14 protein-coding genes are annotated in these 12,659 nt (G+C 69.4%); 7 read left to right on the top strand and 7 right to left on the bottom strand.

The genetic code is table 11. From position 1 onward, the window contains the following. Positions 1-36 precede the first annotated feature (36 nt). A complete protein-coding gene (locus EV651_RS08385; RefSeq protein ID WP_133783785.1) occupies positions 37-819 on the top strand; it encodes a putative hydro-lyase in 783 nt (260 codons plus the stop codon). A 61-nt stretch (positions 820-880) separates the two neighbouring features. On the opposite strand, the gene EV651_RS08380 is transcribed toward EV651_RS08385, so the two are convergent. Continuing rightward, entirely contained in the window at positions 881-1,159 is a 279-nt protein-coding gene (locus tag EV651_RS08380) for a hypothetical protein (protein ID WP_202870222.1), read from the bottom strand. A 42-nt stretch (positions 1,160-1,201) separates the two neighbouring features. Then, entirely contained in the window at positions 1,202-2,041 is an 840-nt protein-coding gene (locus EV651_RS08375; protein ID WP_133783783.1) for an endonuclease/exonuclease/phosphatase family protein, read from the bottom strand. A gap of 243 nt (positions 2,042-2,284) precedes the next feature. Here EV651_RS08375 and EV651_RS08370 point away from each other — a divergent pair, with 243 nt between their 5' ends. Continuing rightward, on the top strand, positions 2,285-2,938 hold the full coding sequence (locus EV651_RS08370; protein WP_133783781.1) for a VanZ family protein: 654 nt from the start codon (positions 2,285-2,287) through the stop codon (positions 2,936-2,938). Positions 2,939-3,004: 66 nt separating this feature from the next. Here EV651_RS08370 and EV651_RS08365 read toward each other — a convergent pair whose 3' ends face one another. Further along, positions 3,005-3,616: a pentapeptide repeat-containing protein gene (locus EV651_RS08365; protein WP_133783779.1), complete on the bottom strand. Its 612-nt coding sequence runs from the start codon at positions 3,614-3,616 to the stop codon at positions 3,005-3,007. A 110-nt stretch (positions 3,617-3,726) separates the two neighbouring features. On the opposite strand from EV651_RS08365, the gene EV651_RS08360 reads away from it, so the two are divergent. Beyond that, complete coding sequence (locus tag EV651_RS08360; RefSeq protein WP_238156743.1) at positions 3,727-4,617, top strand: NAD(P)-dependent oxidoreductase; 891 nt, start codon at positions 3,727-3,729, stop codon at positions 4,615-4,617. A gap of 7 nt (positions 4,618-4,624) precedes the next feature. Then, complete coding sequence (locus EV651_RS08355; protein WP_133783777.1) at positions 4,625-5,380, top strand: protein phosphatase 2C domain-containing protein; 756 nt, start codon at positions 4,625-4,627, stop codon at positions 5,378-5,380. Here EV651_RS08355 and EV651_RS08350 read toward each other — a convergent pair. The 3 genes from EV651_RS08350 to EV651_RS08340 are packed head-to-tail and all read right to left on the bottom strand — an operon-like array spanning position 5,368 to position 8,508. Then, the gene (locus tag EV651_RS08350; RefSeq protein ID WP_133783775.1) at positions 5,368-6,318 is read right to left on the bottom strand and encodes a DUF4328 domain-containing protein; all 951 of its coding nucleotides are present in this window, start codon (positions 6,316-6,318) and stop codon (positions 5,368-5,370) included. The two genes, EV651_RS08355 and EV651_RS08350, sit on opposite strands and share 13 nt — an antisense overlap. Positions 6,319-6,358: 40 nt before the next feature. Continuing rightward, a complete protein-coding gene (locus tag EV651_RS08345; protein ID WP_133783773.1) occupies positions 6,359-7,891 on the bottom strand; it encodes a glycerol-3-phosphate dehydrogenase/oxidase in 1,533 nt (510 codons plus the stop codon). After that, a complete protein-coding gene (locus tag EV651_RS08340) occupies positions 7,888-8,508 on the bottom strand; it encodes a TetR/AcrR family transcriptional regulator (protein WP_133784486.1) in 621 nt (206 codons plus the stop codon). Before EV651_RS08340 ends, EV651_RS08345 begins: the two co-directional genes overlap by 4 nt. Before the next feature lie 116 nt (positions 8,509-8,624). On the opposite strand from EV651_RS08340, the gene EV651_RS08335 reads away from it, so the two are divergent. The 3 genes from EV651_RS08335 to EV651_RS08325 are packed head-to-tail and all read left to right on the top strand — an operon-like array spanning position 8,625 to position 11,944. After that, positions 8,625-10,190 carry an FAD-binding oxidoreductase gene (locus EV651_RS08335; RefSeq protein ID WP_133783771.1) on the top strand — a complete coding sequence of 522 codons (1,566 nt, stop codon included), beginning with the start codon at positions 8,625-8,627 and terminating at the stop codon, positions 10,188-10,190. A gap of 33 nt (positions 10,191-10,223) precedes the next feature. Then, positions 10,224-10,943 (top strand): SDR family oxidoreductase, encoded by a 720-nt coding sequence (locus EV651_RS08330; RefSeq protein WP_133783769.1) that lies wholly within the window; start codon positions 10,224-10,226, stop codon positions 10,941-10,943. Beyond that, positions 10,940-11,944, top strand: coding sequence for an S-adenosylmethionine:tRNA ribosyltransferase-isomerase (locus EV651_RS08325; protein WP_133783767.1), 1,005 nt, complete (start codon positions 10,940-10,942; stop codon positions 11,942-11,944). Before EV651_RS08330 ends, EV651_RS08325 begins: the two co-directional genes overlap by 4 nt. On the opposite strand, the gene EV651_RS08320 is transcribed toward EV651_RS08325, so the two are convergent. Further along, on the bottom strand, positions 11,939-12,658 hold the full coding sequence (locus EV651_RS08320; protein WP_166658538.1) for an ABC transporter permease: 720 nt from the start codon (positions 12,656-12,658) through the stop codon (positions 11,939-11,941). The two genes, EV651_RS08325 and EV651_RS08320, sit on opposite strands and share 6 nt — an antisense overlap. Position 12,659 lies beyond the last annotated feature (1 nt).

Genomic DNA, 12,659 nt, shown 5'->3' with positions numbered 1-12,659 from the left:
CAATCTCTATCGTGAGATCACCCGAGAGGGGGTCTCATGACGACGACTGCAACGCTCAGTCCGGCCCAGGCACGGTCGCTGTTCCGGGACGACTACAGCGGGCCGACCACCGGCTGGGCCGGCGGGTACACGCAGACCAACCTGATCGCAGTCCCCGAGGACTGGGCGTACGACGTGTTGCTCTTCTGCACGCGCAACGCGCAAGCCTGCCCGGTGCTCGACGTGAGTGATCCGGGCGACCCGACGACGCGGCTTGCTCGGGGCGCGGACCTCCGGACCGATCTTCCGCAGTACCGGATCTGGCAGGACGGCGACTTGGTGGCCGAGGTGGCGGATGCGACCGAGGTGTGGCGCGACGACCTGGTCGCGTTCTCGCTCGGGTGCAGTTTCACGTTCGAGTCCGCGCTGGCGGCTGAGGGAGTTCCGCTGCGGCACGTCGATCAAGGGCGGAACGTGGCGATGTACGTGACCGACCGCGAGTGCGAGCCGGCCGGGCGGTTGCACGGTCCGCTGGTGGTGTCGATGCGCCAGATTCCGGCGGACCGGGTCGACGACGCCGTACGGATCACGCGAGCGATGCCGGCCGTGCACGGCGGGCCGGTGCACATCGGAGACCCGAGCGCGTTGGGGATCACCGACCTCGCACGGCCGGACTTCGGCGATCCGGTCGACGCGTCCGACGGCGACGTACCGGTGTTCTGGGCGTGCGGTGTGACTCCGCAGGCGGCACTGATGGCGTCCCGGCCGCCGTACGCGATCACGCACGCGCCCGGCTACATGTTCATCACCGACCGCCGCGACACCGACTACCGCGTCTAGAGCAGCTTGCGCCTAAAGCCCTCGGCAACAGCGGCGGAGCGGCCAGACCTGCTCACTCATGTCATCCAGTGAACACCGAGCGAAGGTGCTTGTTGTTCACCTGCAGCGCGACGCCCAGAAGCAGCAGCCCGCAGACAGCCTGCTCGCCCTTCATCCACAGCGGGAAGGTGCCCGGCAGCGCGATGATCACCACGATCGCGACCAGCATCACCGCCGAGACGATCCGGAGCAGGAGGTAGCCCCTTCGCGAACCTCTGGCCGCGCTGCGGGCGAACAGGACGGTCAGCAGGGCGCTCGCGACCACGATCGTCCCGCGGACCCAGACCGCATCATTCACCACGGTTGCATGGTGGCGCAGGGCAACGATGGCGACGAGGGTGCCTCAACCGATCGGTGGATCCGTTCGGTTGTGCCACCGGAAGTCGCAGACGACGGCTCGGTGGTCGGACGGATAGCTGCCGTCGACGGCGTCGCCAGCGATCGCGGCCGACTCGACGTTGACCAGCTGATCCTCGTGGCCCGGGCGGTAGAAGATGTGGTCGATCCGCTGATCGACCAGCTCCGGACCGGCCTCGAGCGGTGCGGACGGATGCGTCGACGGCAATGTCACCGCATCGGCCGCACCGTTGCCCGACGTCCAGGCGTCGATCAGGACCTCGCGCAGCGGACGCAGTACGGCGCTGTCCGCCGCCGCGTTCAGATCGCCCATCACCAGGGACGGGCACGGCCCGTCGGTGGCTGGATCGGTCCCGAGGTCGGCGAGCAGCGCGGCCTGGGCGAGCCGGTCGTCGCTGAAGGTCGTCGCATGCTCCAGGCACGCCACCACGATCGGCAGCGGACCGGCCGGATGAGCGACCCGGGTGCGCAGGGCGACGGGATCCCAGGACCGATGGCGGGCCGGCATCGGAATCGCCTCGTGCTCGACGATCGGCCACCGACTCAGCAGCGCGATACCGAGTTCTACTCCGTCGTGATCGGGCGTCAGCACCGGCTCGGGGGTCCGCGGGTACGACGGCGACGAGAAGACCGCGTGGAACCCGAGCGCGTCGGCGAACTCGTCCGCCTGCGTCGTCCCGTCGGCGCCCCACACCTCCTGTAGCGCGATCACGTCCGGAGTGAACCGCTCGATCGTCGCGAGGATCCCGGGCTGCCGTTCCCGCCAGCGTGGCCCGAATCGCCACCAGATGTTCCAGGTCATCGCACGAAGCTGCGGGTCAGCCACAACGTCTCCTTCCGTTCTCGGGGTGCGAACCCCCTGGTACCCACCACACGATCGTTGCCCTGAGCATCTTGCTTCCGTGTCAGTTTGTGCACGGACTGTCACGGACTGTCACGAAGCGTTTACGGCTGCGTGCAGATGTCCGGACAAGGCTGGCGGCAGCAGGAGCGGTCAGCCGATGGTCGATTCAGGAACACGAAGTCCAGAAGAGTTCGAGTCAGGTCGACCACGGGAGGGTCCGGACACGTGCTCGAGACTTATCGCGGAATCCCACACCTGTTGGACACCTGGCTCGTACTGACCGGCATGACCCTGCCGGTCGCCCTTTCCTCGCTCCGCCGCCCGGGCGACCTGGTCCCCCGGCTGGCCGCGTTCTTCCTGCCGGCCGCGTTCGCGCTGGTGATCGCGGCGACGCTCAGCCCGACGACGCATCGCCTCGGCCAGATCGGCGAGTGCGGCACGCACCTGACCACGACCGGCGGACTGACATCGCTTCAAGGTCTGCTCAACGTCGTGCTGTTCGTGCCGGCGGCGGTCATGCTCACGCTGGCCGGCGGCCGCCCGGGCGACGGCATCGCCGCCGGGATCGGGATGTCGGCCGCGGTCGAGGCGGTGCAGGCGCTGCTACCGCAACTCGGCAGGTCGTGCCAACTGCACGACCTGATCGCGAACTCGGTCGGCGCCTTCTGCGGAGTCGGCCTGGCCGCCGGCCTCCAGACGCTGACCCGGAGCCTTGTCGCGCGGCCGGGCTTCCTGGTCGTCAGCCCGGCGGTGGTCGAGCACGCCGCGATGCTCGTCGTACGGCGGCCGCGGCATCCGGCCCGGCACCGGCGCGAAACCCTGGTCCCGGCCGGTCGCCCGGCGAGATATCACAGTACGAACACACAGTTATCCGGATAGTTATCCACAGGCTGTGGATGGGACCGTGGATGACTGCCTGACTACCTGGGGATATCCACAGCGAGGTCAGGGCCGGACGTCGAGGCCGAGCGCGGCCGCGACGACCATCGCCTGGGTGACGTCGATCCGGGTGTCCTTGAGAGTGACGGTCAGCGGATCGAGCGTCGACAGGTCGGAACCGCGCAGGTCGGCGCCGGTCAGATCGGCCTTCTGCAGGGACGCACCGGACAGGTCGAGGTCCCGGAGCAGGGCCTTGTGGGCCCGCAGACCGGTCAGGTCCGCCTCGCGCATCTTCACCCCGGTGAACTCGGCGCCTTTCAGATCCGCGCCGGGCAGCCCGGTGAACGACCAGTCGCCGCCGACGACCTTCATCAGGCTGTGGGCGCAGTCGTCGAACAGGCTGCCGACCATCTTGCACCGGGTGAACGTCGTGTCGAACAGCGAACACCGCACGAACGTGCAGTTCACGAACGCGGCGTCGGTGTGCGTCGACGCGTTGAACCGGACCCCGCGGAACGTGCACTCCTCGAACACCCCGGCGCGGTTGTCCACCTCGGTCAGGTCAGAGTCGATGAACAGCACCCGCCGGTACGTCTGCCCGGAAGGGTCCGCGTCGTCCCAGTCCCGGATCGTCGACTCGGTCTGCGCCGCCGGACGCCCGCCCCTACGGTCAGCCATGACTCTCCCTCGCTCGATGAGCCCTCACACTCCCACGCCGTGCCGACACTGTGATGCTGACGACGGCGAACGTACGGCGGACCGACAAATAACGGTCGCACGATGGAGGGGTGACCGGAACTGAGCGGGTGATGGTGTTCGGCGCGGGAGGTTTCCTCGGCGCCAGGATCTGCGCGCTGCTCGCCGACCGGGGCATCGAGTACCGCGGACTGAGCCGGACCCGCAGCGAGCCGTACCGGCGCTGCGACCTGGCCGCGATGCACCCGTACGCGCTGGACACCCAGATCGGGATGTACAAGCCGACCGTGATCGTCAACGCCGTCGGCGCCACGTTCGGCGAGCCGGCCGACCTGGTCCGGGCGAACGTGATCGCCGTCGAGGCCCTGCTCGGCTCGGTCCGCGACCAGGCCGGCCATGCCCGGTTCGTCCAGCTCGGCTCCGCGGCGGAGTACGGCGGCGCTCCGCACGGCACCAGCCTGTCCGAGGACAGCGCGCCGCGGCCGCTCGGTCCGTACGGGATCACCAAGCTGGCCGGGTCCGAGCTCGTGCTTCGGGCGCAGCGGGCCGGCGCGGACGCCGTCGTACTGCGGATCTTCGATGCGATCGGGCCGGGAGCGCCGGACAGCACGCTCACCGGGAGGGTGATCCGGGACCTGCGGTCGCGTCAGCTGATCGAGGTCGGGTCGCTGGACGTGTGGCGCGACTTCGTCGACGTACGGGACGTGGCCGAGGCGGTGCTCGCGGTCGCGCTCGCGGACGGGAAGCTGCCGCCGGTGCTGAACGTCGGGACCGGCCGGGCCACGCTCGCACGGGACATCGCCGGGCAACTGTTCGAGCTCAGCGGTCAGCCGGCGACGATCGTCGACGACACCGAGCAGGAGACCGCGCTCGGCGCGCCGTGGCAGCAGGCCGACACCACCCTGATCGGGGACACGCTCGGCTGGTCCCCCAAGATCGCCCTCGAGCAGTCCCTCGCCGACAGTTGGGCCGAGCCTGTCTAATCGGCCTGTGGAAATCCGAGCTCTCAGTGAGGCCGCACCGGATCGGCGACCGCCGGCTGTCAACGAGGACCTCGTCCTGACCGGGCCCGACTTCGCCGTCGTACTCGACGGTGCCACGGCTCCGGCGGGCGTCGAGTCCGGCTGCCGGCACGACGTCCCCTGGCTGGTCATGCGGCTCGCCCGCGAACTGGCCCCTCCACTTCTCACCCGATCGCCCACACCACTTCCCGACCTGCTCGCCGAGGCGATCGCAAGCGTCCGCGCGACCCATGCTGATACCTGCGACGTCAGCAATCCCGACAGTCCGTCGTCCACCGTCTCGATGGTTCGGCTGCACCCGGACCACGTCGAGCATCTCGTCCTGGCCGACTCACCCGTCGTCCTGCGCTCGCCGGACGGAAAGATCACCGTCCACAGCGACGACCGGATCGAGCGTCTCCCGGAACGGACCCTCGAGGCCGTACGCCGGTTGCGCAACCAGCCGGGCGGCTTCTGGGCGGCGAGCACCGAGCCCCAAGCGGCGTACGAGGCGGTCGTCGGGACCACGGACCGGGCCGACGTCGACGTGATCGCGATCCTGTCCGACGGCGCGTCCCGCTTCACCGAACGCTACGGGCACTCGTGGGGAGAACTGCTCGACGTACTCACGACCGACGGCCCGCGACGGCTGATCGACCTGGTGCGGGAACACGACGCAGCGTCGACCGCTCCCGGCTGGAAGCGGTACGACGATGCGAGCGTCGTACTGCTTCAGGGGCCGTAGGTCGGGAAACCCGGGCCGGGGTGCTGCGGACGCGGGGCGTACCGCGGTGGCTGGGGCGGCGGTTGCACGAAGTCCTGGACCGGCGGCGGCGGAGCGAGCCGCGACTGCTGCCAGCTGCCGATCTGGAGCATCAGCAGTGACGCCGTGACCGCCGCGACGATGAGCAGGACCGTCGCGACCGTGAACCCGATGTCGACCGCCAGCGCGACGCGGACCATGTAGTCCTGCAGGTCGTAGACGTCGGCGTACGGACCCTCCGTGTCGCTGTCGGCCACCTCGACCAGCCGCACGATCCAGATGATGAACCCGATCACCGCGGCCGATCCGCCGCCGACGATGATCACCCAGAAGCCGCTCCAGGACACCCACCACGTGTACAACAGGGCGCGGATCCGGCCGGATCGGGCGATCCCGGGCCGGTCCCGCGGCTCGCTGGCGCGGGCGACGTCCTCGACGACCTGCAGCGGGTACCAGAACTGCACGATCGGGCAGATCCACGACCCGACAACCCACCCCGGCGACCGGCGGTGCGCGCCGTGGGTCGGGACGGTCGGGTTCGGGGCGAACGGCGAATAGAGGAAATCGACGTTGTCGCGGGCCCGCCACAGCCAGATCAGGAAGGCGATCCCGGTCCCGATCAGCAGGTAGCTGACCAGGTTCAGCAGCGGGCCGGCGCCGGTGACCGACTCGATGCCGCGCTGGATCTCCTCGTCGGAGAGCAGCCCGTACACGAACCGCTTGACCTCGCCGTACGACCGCCAGAGCAACACGCACTGGATCACGGCACAGAGAGCGGTCACCCCCATCAGCGCGATGCTGACGATCGCGAGCGCCCGCAACGGCCGGTACTGCGGCACCACCGGCATCGGCTGGTACGGCATCGGCTGGTAAGGCCCCGGCCCTTGATACGGCCCTGGTCCTTGGTACGGCTGCGTCACCTTCTACCTCCCCGCAGCCAAGTTAACCCCAAGCCTGGAGTCACACCCCCGCAAAGGCTTCCCGTACGGCGGGCAGCGCGAGCTCTCGGTCCGCCGCCGACAGCCCGATCCGCGTTCGCCGATCCAGTACGTCGTCCTCGGTCAGCGCCCCCTCGTGCCGGACGGCGAACTTCACCTCGGCGTACGTCGTCCGCAGGCCCGGCGCGATCGGGTCCTGCAAGTCGGGTGGGCCCGCGATCACCTGCGGCGCCTCCACGCCGTACCGCTGGACGAACCGCGCCGGCGCCCGCACCGCGGCCAGGTGCACGCGATCGGCCGCGCCCACGAGCGGAATCCGGTGAGTCTCACAGGGACGCCGTACGTCGATGGTCGACTGCGCGAGCGCCTTGTCGAGTGCGTCCTGCGCCATCCGGCGATAGGTCGTGAGCTTGCCGCCGACGATCGTCACGACACCGTCCGGGCTGGTGATGACCGCGTGTCGCCGGGAGATGTCGGCGGTCTTGTCCTCGCCGTTGTGGTGGCCTGTGTCGAGCAGCGGCCGGAGCCCGGCGTACGTTCCGAGCAGGTCCGCGCGCGTGAGCGGCTGCTGCACCGCGGTGCTGATCGTGTTCAGCAGGAAGTCGATCTCCGCGTCGGTGGCATGCGGTACGTCGCTCACCGGGCCGGGCGCCTCCTCGTCGGTGAGGCCGACGTACACCCGGTCGTCGGGCGCCGGGATCGCCATCACCACGCGCCGCAGCTCCCCCGGCACCGGCACGGTCAGCACTGCGGACAGCCCGCCGAACACGGACTGCGGAAGCACCAGGTGGGTACCGCGGCTCGGCCGGAGCTTGATGCCGGAGGCAACTTGATCCGCCCAGATGCCGGCCGCGTTGATCACCACTCGCGCGTCCACCGACCGCCGATCCCCGGTCAGCTGGTCGACCAGGACCGCGCCGCGGCCGGTGACCTCGGTGGCGGCGACGTGGGTCAGGATGCGGGCGCCGTACTGCGCGGCAGTCCGGGCGATCGCGACGACCAGGCGTGCGTCGTCGTACAACTGTCCGTCCCAGGTGAGGAATCCGCCGCGCATCCCCTCGGGCTTGAGCGTCGGCGCGTAGCGCAGGATCTCGGCCGAGCTGACCCGGCGGGAGTGCGGCAGGTAGTCGTCACTGGTCCGCGCGAAGGTGCGTAGTACGTCGCCGCCGAGGAAGGCGGACCGCAGCAGCGCCGCCTGCCCGAAGCTTGCCTGTGGCAACCACGGTGCGATCTGCGGGATCGGGTGCACCAGATGCGGCGCGGTGGTCTTCATCAGGATGCCGCGCTCGACGGCGCTCTCGTACGCGATCCCGACATGCCCGGACACCAGGTAGCGCAGGCCGCCGTGCACGAGCTTGGAGCTCCACCGGCTGGTCCCGAACGCCAGATCGTGCTTCTCCACCAGGGCAACGGTCAGTCCGCGCGCGGCCGCGTCCAGCGCCACGCCGGCGCCGGTGACCCCGCCGCCGACGACGAGCACGTCGACCGCCTTCAGCGAGTCGAGCTCGCGGGAACGCCGTGCTGCGTTGAGGCTCGCGTTGCCCACGCTGATCATGGCGTCAGATACCTGGTGAGCATCACCCGCAGCTCCTCGTCCAGCTTCGGATACTCGTCGTGCGAGGCCATCACCGGACCCGACACCGCCGACGCCAGCGAGACCAGGATGATCTGCCGCGCCAGCCACACCGGGTCGCCGTCGCGGATCGAACCGTCGGCCTGCCCCTGCCGGATGCCTTCCTCGACCAGCGCGAGATGGGCGACGGTGCTGCTGCCGCGGCGCTCCAGCAGGTACGGCGTGAGGAACTCGGGGTCGAGCTCGATGATCTTGCGCATCAGCGGGTGCACGCGAGTCTTCGCGACCACCTCGACGACACCCTCGACCAGGCGCGCCCGCCCGTCCACGGCATCCGGCTGGAAGGCGGACACCAGCGCGATCGTCCACTCCCGGGTCATCAACGCGGCGACCACGGCCTGCACGTTCGGCCAGCGCCGGTACAGAGTCGCGCGGGAGACTTCGGCGTGCCGGGCGATGTCGGCCATCGTCATCCGGCGCATCCCGATCGCGAGCAGCAGCTCGTACGCCGCGTCCAGGATCCGCTCCTCGCCGATCGCGTTCGCCGGCGTGGGACGGGTGCTGGTTTCCTGATCCGAGTCGCTGCTACGCTGAGACATCACACGTCAGAGTGTATCAGCGACTCTGTGATCCCGGAACTGTCCAGGGAGGTGGGAGCCAGGGGGTTCCACCTCCCTGGACGCTACCTCGCAGGAGCACCGAAAGGGAGTCAGCGATGACCGAATCCGACCTCCCGGTGGTGCAACTCACGCCCGGCCGCTGGGGCGACCCAGCCCACCCGGTCGAACTCCCGGCAGCCGCGGCCGACGCCCTGAAGCATCTCGGCGTACGGCGACCCGCCGCCGAGCCCGTCGAACCGACCGACCGACCAGGGCTCACGGCTGACCAGCTGTCGTTCTTGAGTCAGGTCGTAGGGAACGAGCATGTGGTCTCCGACCTGGAGTCTCGATGGGCGCACACCCGGGGATACTCCACGACGGACCTGCTCCGGTTCCGCGCCGGCGACACCTCCGACATGCCGGACGCCGTCGTCTACCCCGGATCCCACGACGAAGTGCAAGAACTGCTCGCCGGTTGCGCCGACCACGACCTGGCCGTCGTCCCGTACTCCGGTGGCACCTCCGTGGTCGGTGGTCTCGCCGCCGCGCGCCGCTTCGTGACCGTCGACCTCCGCCGCCTCGACCGACTCGTCGAGCTGGACGAGGTTTCGCGAACGGCCACGCTCCAGGCCGGTGTACGCGGTCCAGCGGCTGAGGCGTTGCTGTCCGACCACGGCTACACGCTGGGGCATTTCCCGCAGTCCTATGAGGGCGCGTCGATCGGCGGGTACGCCGCGGCGCGGTCGAGCGGTCAATCGTCAGCCGGGTACGGCCGGTTCGACCAGATGGTGGTCGGACTGACGCTCGCCACTCCGCGCGGCACGATCGAGCTCGGACGTGCCCCGATGTCCGCTGCCGGTCCGGACCTCCGCCAGCTCGTGCTCGGGTCGGAGGGCGCGTTCGGCATCATCACGTCGGTCGTCGTACGGATCCGGCCGCGACCGACCGAGCGCCATTTCGAGGGCTGGCGGTTCGAGAGCTTCGACATCGGGCTGGCCGCCGTACGACGGCTCGCGCAGGACGGACCGCTGCCGACGGTGCTCCGGCTGTCGGACGAGGTCGAGACCGCGGTGAACCTGGCCGACCCGGACGTCCTCGGCGGCAGCTCCGGCGGTGTTCTGGCGATCGTCGGCTTCGACGGCCCGTACAACCAGGCGACAGCGGCCGTGCTGACAGCAGCCGGCGGGACGAACCTCGGCGCGGACCCGGGTGAGACCTGGCGGGTCGGTCGCTACCGGGCGCCGTACCTCCGCGATCCCCTGCTCGACCAGGGCGCGCTCGTCGAGACGCTCGAGACGGCCGCATTCTGGTCGCGCATCCCGGCCCTGAAGGCGGCCGTGACCGAAGCGCTCGTGGGCGCCCTGGGCGGCACGCCGCCGCTGGTTCTCTGCCACATCTCCCACGTCTACGAGACCGGCGCATCGCTTTATTTCACGGTGATCTGCGCACAGTCCGACGATCCGATCGAGCAGTGGCGGACGGCGAAACGCGCCGCCAGCCAGGCGATCGCCGACGCCGGCGGCACGATCTCCCACCACCACGGCGTCGGCACCGACCACCGCGACGCCTACGCCACCGAGATCGGCCCCTTGGCGATCGAAACGCTGCGTGCGGTCAAGAACACCCTCGACCCCGGCAATGTCATGAACCCAGGCGTTCTGCTGCCGGAGTCTGGGGCTTGACCTCAAGGTAGCTTGAAGTATGACGGTGTCGGCATGACTCCTGAACCGTCCGACCGTCCTGTTGCTCTCATCACCGGCGCGTCCGCCGGCCTCGGGCTTGCGCTCGCACACGGGCTGGCCGATCGCGGCTGGACGCTCGTGATCGATGCGCGTGGCGCCGAAGCGCTCAAGGACGCCGCCGACGCACTGGCTGACCGCACCGACGTCGTACCGCTGGCCGGCGATGTCACCGACCCCGAGCACCGCGCCGATCTGGTGGCGGCGATCACCGAGCTCGGTCGGCTCGACCTCCTCGTCAACAACGCCAGCTACCTCGGGCAGAGCCCCCTGCAAGCCCTGGCCGCAGCTGACCTCGACGAGCTCCGTCGCGTGTACGAGGTCGACGTACTCGCACCGATCGCACTCACCCAAGCCCTGCTCCCCGCACTCACCACAGCGTCCGGTGTGCTGATCAACATCAGCTCCGACGCCGCAGTGGAGGCCTACGAGACCTGGGGTGGGTACGGCTCCGCCAAGGCCGCACTGGACCACGCGACTCGGGTCCTGGCGGCCGAGCACCCAGCACTCGCGGTGTACGCGGTTGACCCGGGTGATCTGCGTACTGCGATGCACCAGGCCGCCTTCCCTGGTGAGGACATCTCCGACCGGCCTGAGCCCGCAAGCGTCGTACCGGCGTTCCTGCAGTTGCTGGACAGCCGACCGGCGAGTGGCAGGTACCGGGCGGCCGAGTTCGCACCTGCGGTGGCCTCATGATGGTGCACCCACACACCAGGTTCGACCTGCCGGAGGCGCTGAACGCCGGCGAGCCACCGGAAGCCCGCGGCCTCTCGCGGGACCACGTGAAGCTGCTGGTCGCGGAGGGGTCGACCGTCACGCACACGCGCTTCGACCGGATCGGTGAACACCTGCGGCCCGGCGACCTGCTGCTGGTGAACACGTCCACGACGTTGGCCGCTGCTGTCGACAGCACGTCGTACACCGTGCACTTCTCCACACCGCTCGACGACGGCACCTGGGTCGTGGAGCTACGCGACGGCGGTGCACCTATGTTCGACGGTACGGCGGGCGACCGGGTGGAGCTGCCAGAAGGCGCACTGACGTTGCTGGCGCCGTACCAAGGCTCGAACCGCCTGTGGATCGCCAAGCCACCGGTGGCCGACGTACTCGGTTACCTGCAGCGGCACGGGCGGCCGATCACCTACAACTACGTCGGCAAGCGGTGGCCGTTGGCGTCGTACCAGACCGTCTTCGCTCGCGACCCGGGCAGTGCGGAGATGCCTAGCGCTGCCAGACCGTTCAGCTTCGAGCTGGTGAGCCACCTGGCGTCGCAGGGCGTGCTGATCGCACCGATCCTGCTGCACTGCGGCGTGTCCTCACTGGAGAGCCATGAGCCACCTCAACCCGAGAGGTACGACGTACCCGCGCACACGGCCCTTCTCGTCAACTGGGTCAAGGCCAACGGCGGCCGGGTGATCGCAGTCGGCACCACCGCCGTACGTGCTATCGAATCAGCTACGACCCCGGACGGCACTGTCACGCCCGCGCATGGCTGGACCGACCTGATCCTCGGTCCGGAACGCCAGCCATACGTCGTCGACGGCCTGATCACCGGCTGGCACGCCCCCGAGGCGTCCCACCTACTCCTCCTCGAGTCCGTGGCCGGCCCCGACCAGGTGCAACGCGCCTACGACGCCGCCGTACAAGAGCACTACCTGTGGCACGAGTTCGGAGACAGTTGCCTGCTGCTGTCATGACTTGGTACCGGTGATCAGGCGCTCACGGTCGAACAGCGCCGACGCGACGCGCCAACCGGCCCGGTTCAGCAGGAGGAGAATCACCGCTGCGATGATCGCTGTCCGCAGGGAGGGTTGGATGACGTTCAAGGCGATCACGATCGCCAGCGCGACGGCCGGCAGGCTGGCGACGGTGGAGAGTTGCTGGGCCACCCGGTCGTCGTTGAATCGGGTCGAGATCACGATCGCGATCCAGATCGAACATCCGGCCAGCAGCGGTGTGAACACCACCTGGGCGAGCAAGTCGGACGGGCGGACGATCGCCGAGGCCACACCAGGCTTGGCGAACAACTCGACACAGACCAAGAACAGGGCAAAGACGCCGTACGCGACGGCGACAGCGGGGAGGAAAGTGGCGAGCGCCTTGCCGAGCAGGAGTTCCTCGCGGCGGATCGGAGTGGTGAGCAGCGGTTCGAGGGTGCCCTGTTCACGCTCGCCGACCACCGAGTAGGAGGCGACCAGCGATGGTACGAGGGCCGGGATACCGAGCATGTACAGCAGCACGTGCTCGTGCCGCAGCGGCCCCGACGCCGAGGAGGTCAGGGCGAAGACGCTGACCAGCGGCTGCACGGAGAAGACGAGGGGAATGATCGCCATCCCGACGACCAGGGACCGGTTCCGCCGGAACTCTCGCAGTTCCTTGGCGACGATCGCGCGGACCAGCCTCCGGTTCACG

The sequence above is a fragment of the Kribbella sp. VKM Ac-2571 genome, from assembly GCF_004362255.1.
GTDB classification, from domain to species: domain Bacteria; phylum Actinomycetota; class Actinomycetes; order Propionibacteriales; family Kribbellaceae; genus Kribbella; species Kribbella pratensis.
The sequence above is the reverse complement of the archived record's forward strand: the minus strand, read 5'-3'. Positions and strand labels throughout refer to the sequence as shown.

Excerpts from the sequence above, each read along its gene's own strand:
- EV651_RS08335 (WP_133783771.1), top strand. The coding sequence starts at position 8,625 with ATGACCGAATCCGACCTCCCGGTGGTGCAACTCACGCCCGGCCGCTGG.
- EV651_RS08325 (WP_133783767.1), top strand. The coding sequence starts at position 10,940 with ATGATGGTGCACCCACACACCAGGTTCGACCTGCCGGAGGCGCTGAAC.
- EV651_RS08340 (WP_133784486.1), bottom strand. The coding sequence starts at position 8,508 with ATGTCTCAGCGTAGCAGCGACTCGGATCAGGAAACCAGCACCCGTCCC.
- EV651_RS08345 (WP_133783773.1), bottom strand. The coding sequence starts at position 7,891 with ATGATCAGCGTGGGCAACGCGAGCCTCAACGCAGCACGGCGTTCCCGC.
- EV651_RS08330 (WP_133783769.1), top strand. The coding sequence starts at position 10,224 with ATGACTCCTGAACCGTCCGACCGTCCTGTTGCTCTCATCACCGGCGCG.
- EV651_RS08385 (WP_133783785.1), top strand. The coding sequence starts at position 37 with ATGACGACGACTGCAACGCTCAGTCCGGCCCAGGCACGGTCGCTGTTC.
- EV651_RS08365 (WP_133783779.1), bottom strand. The coding sequence starts at position 3,616 with ATGGCTGACCGTAGGGGCGGGCGTCCGGCGGCGCAGACCGAGTCGACG.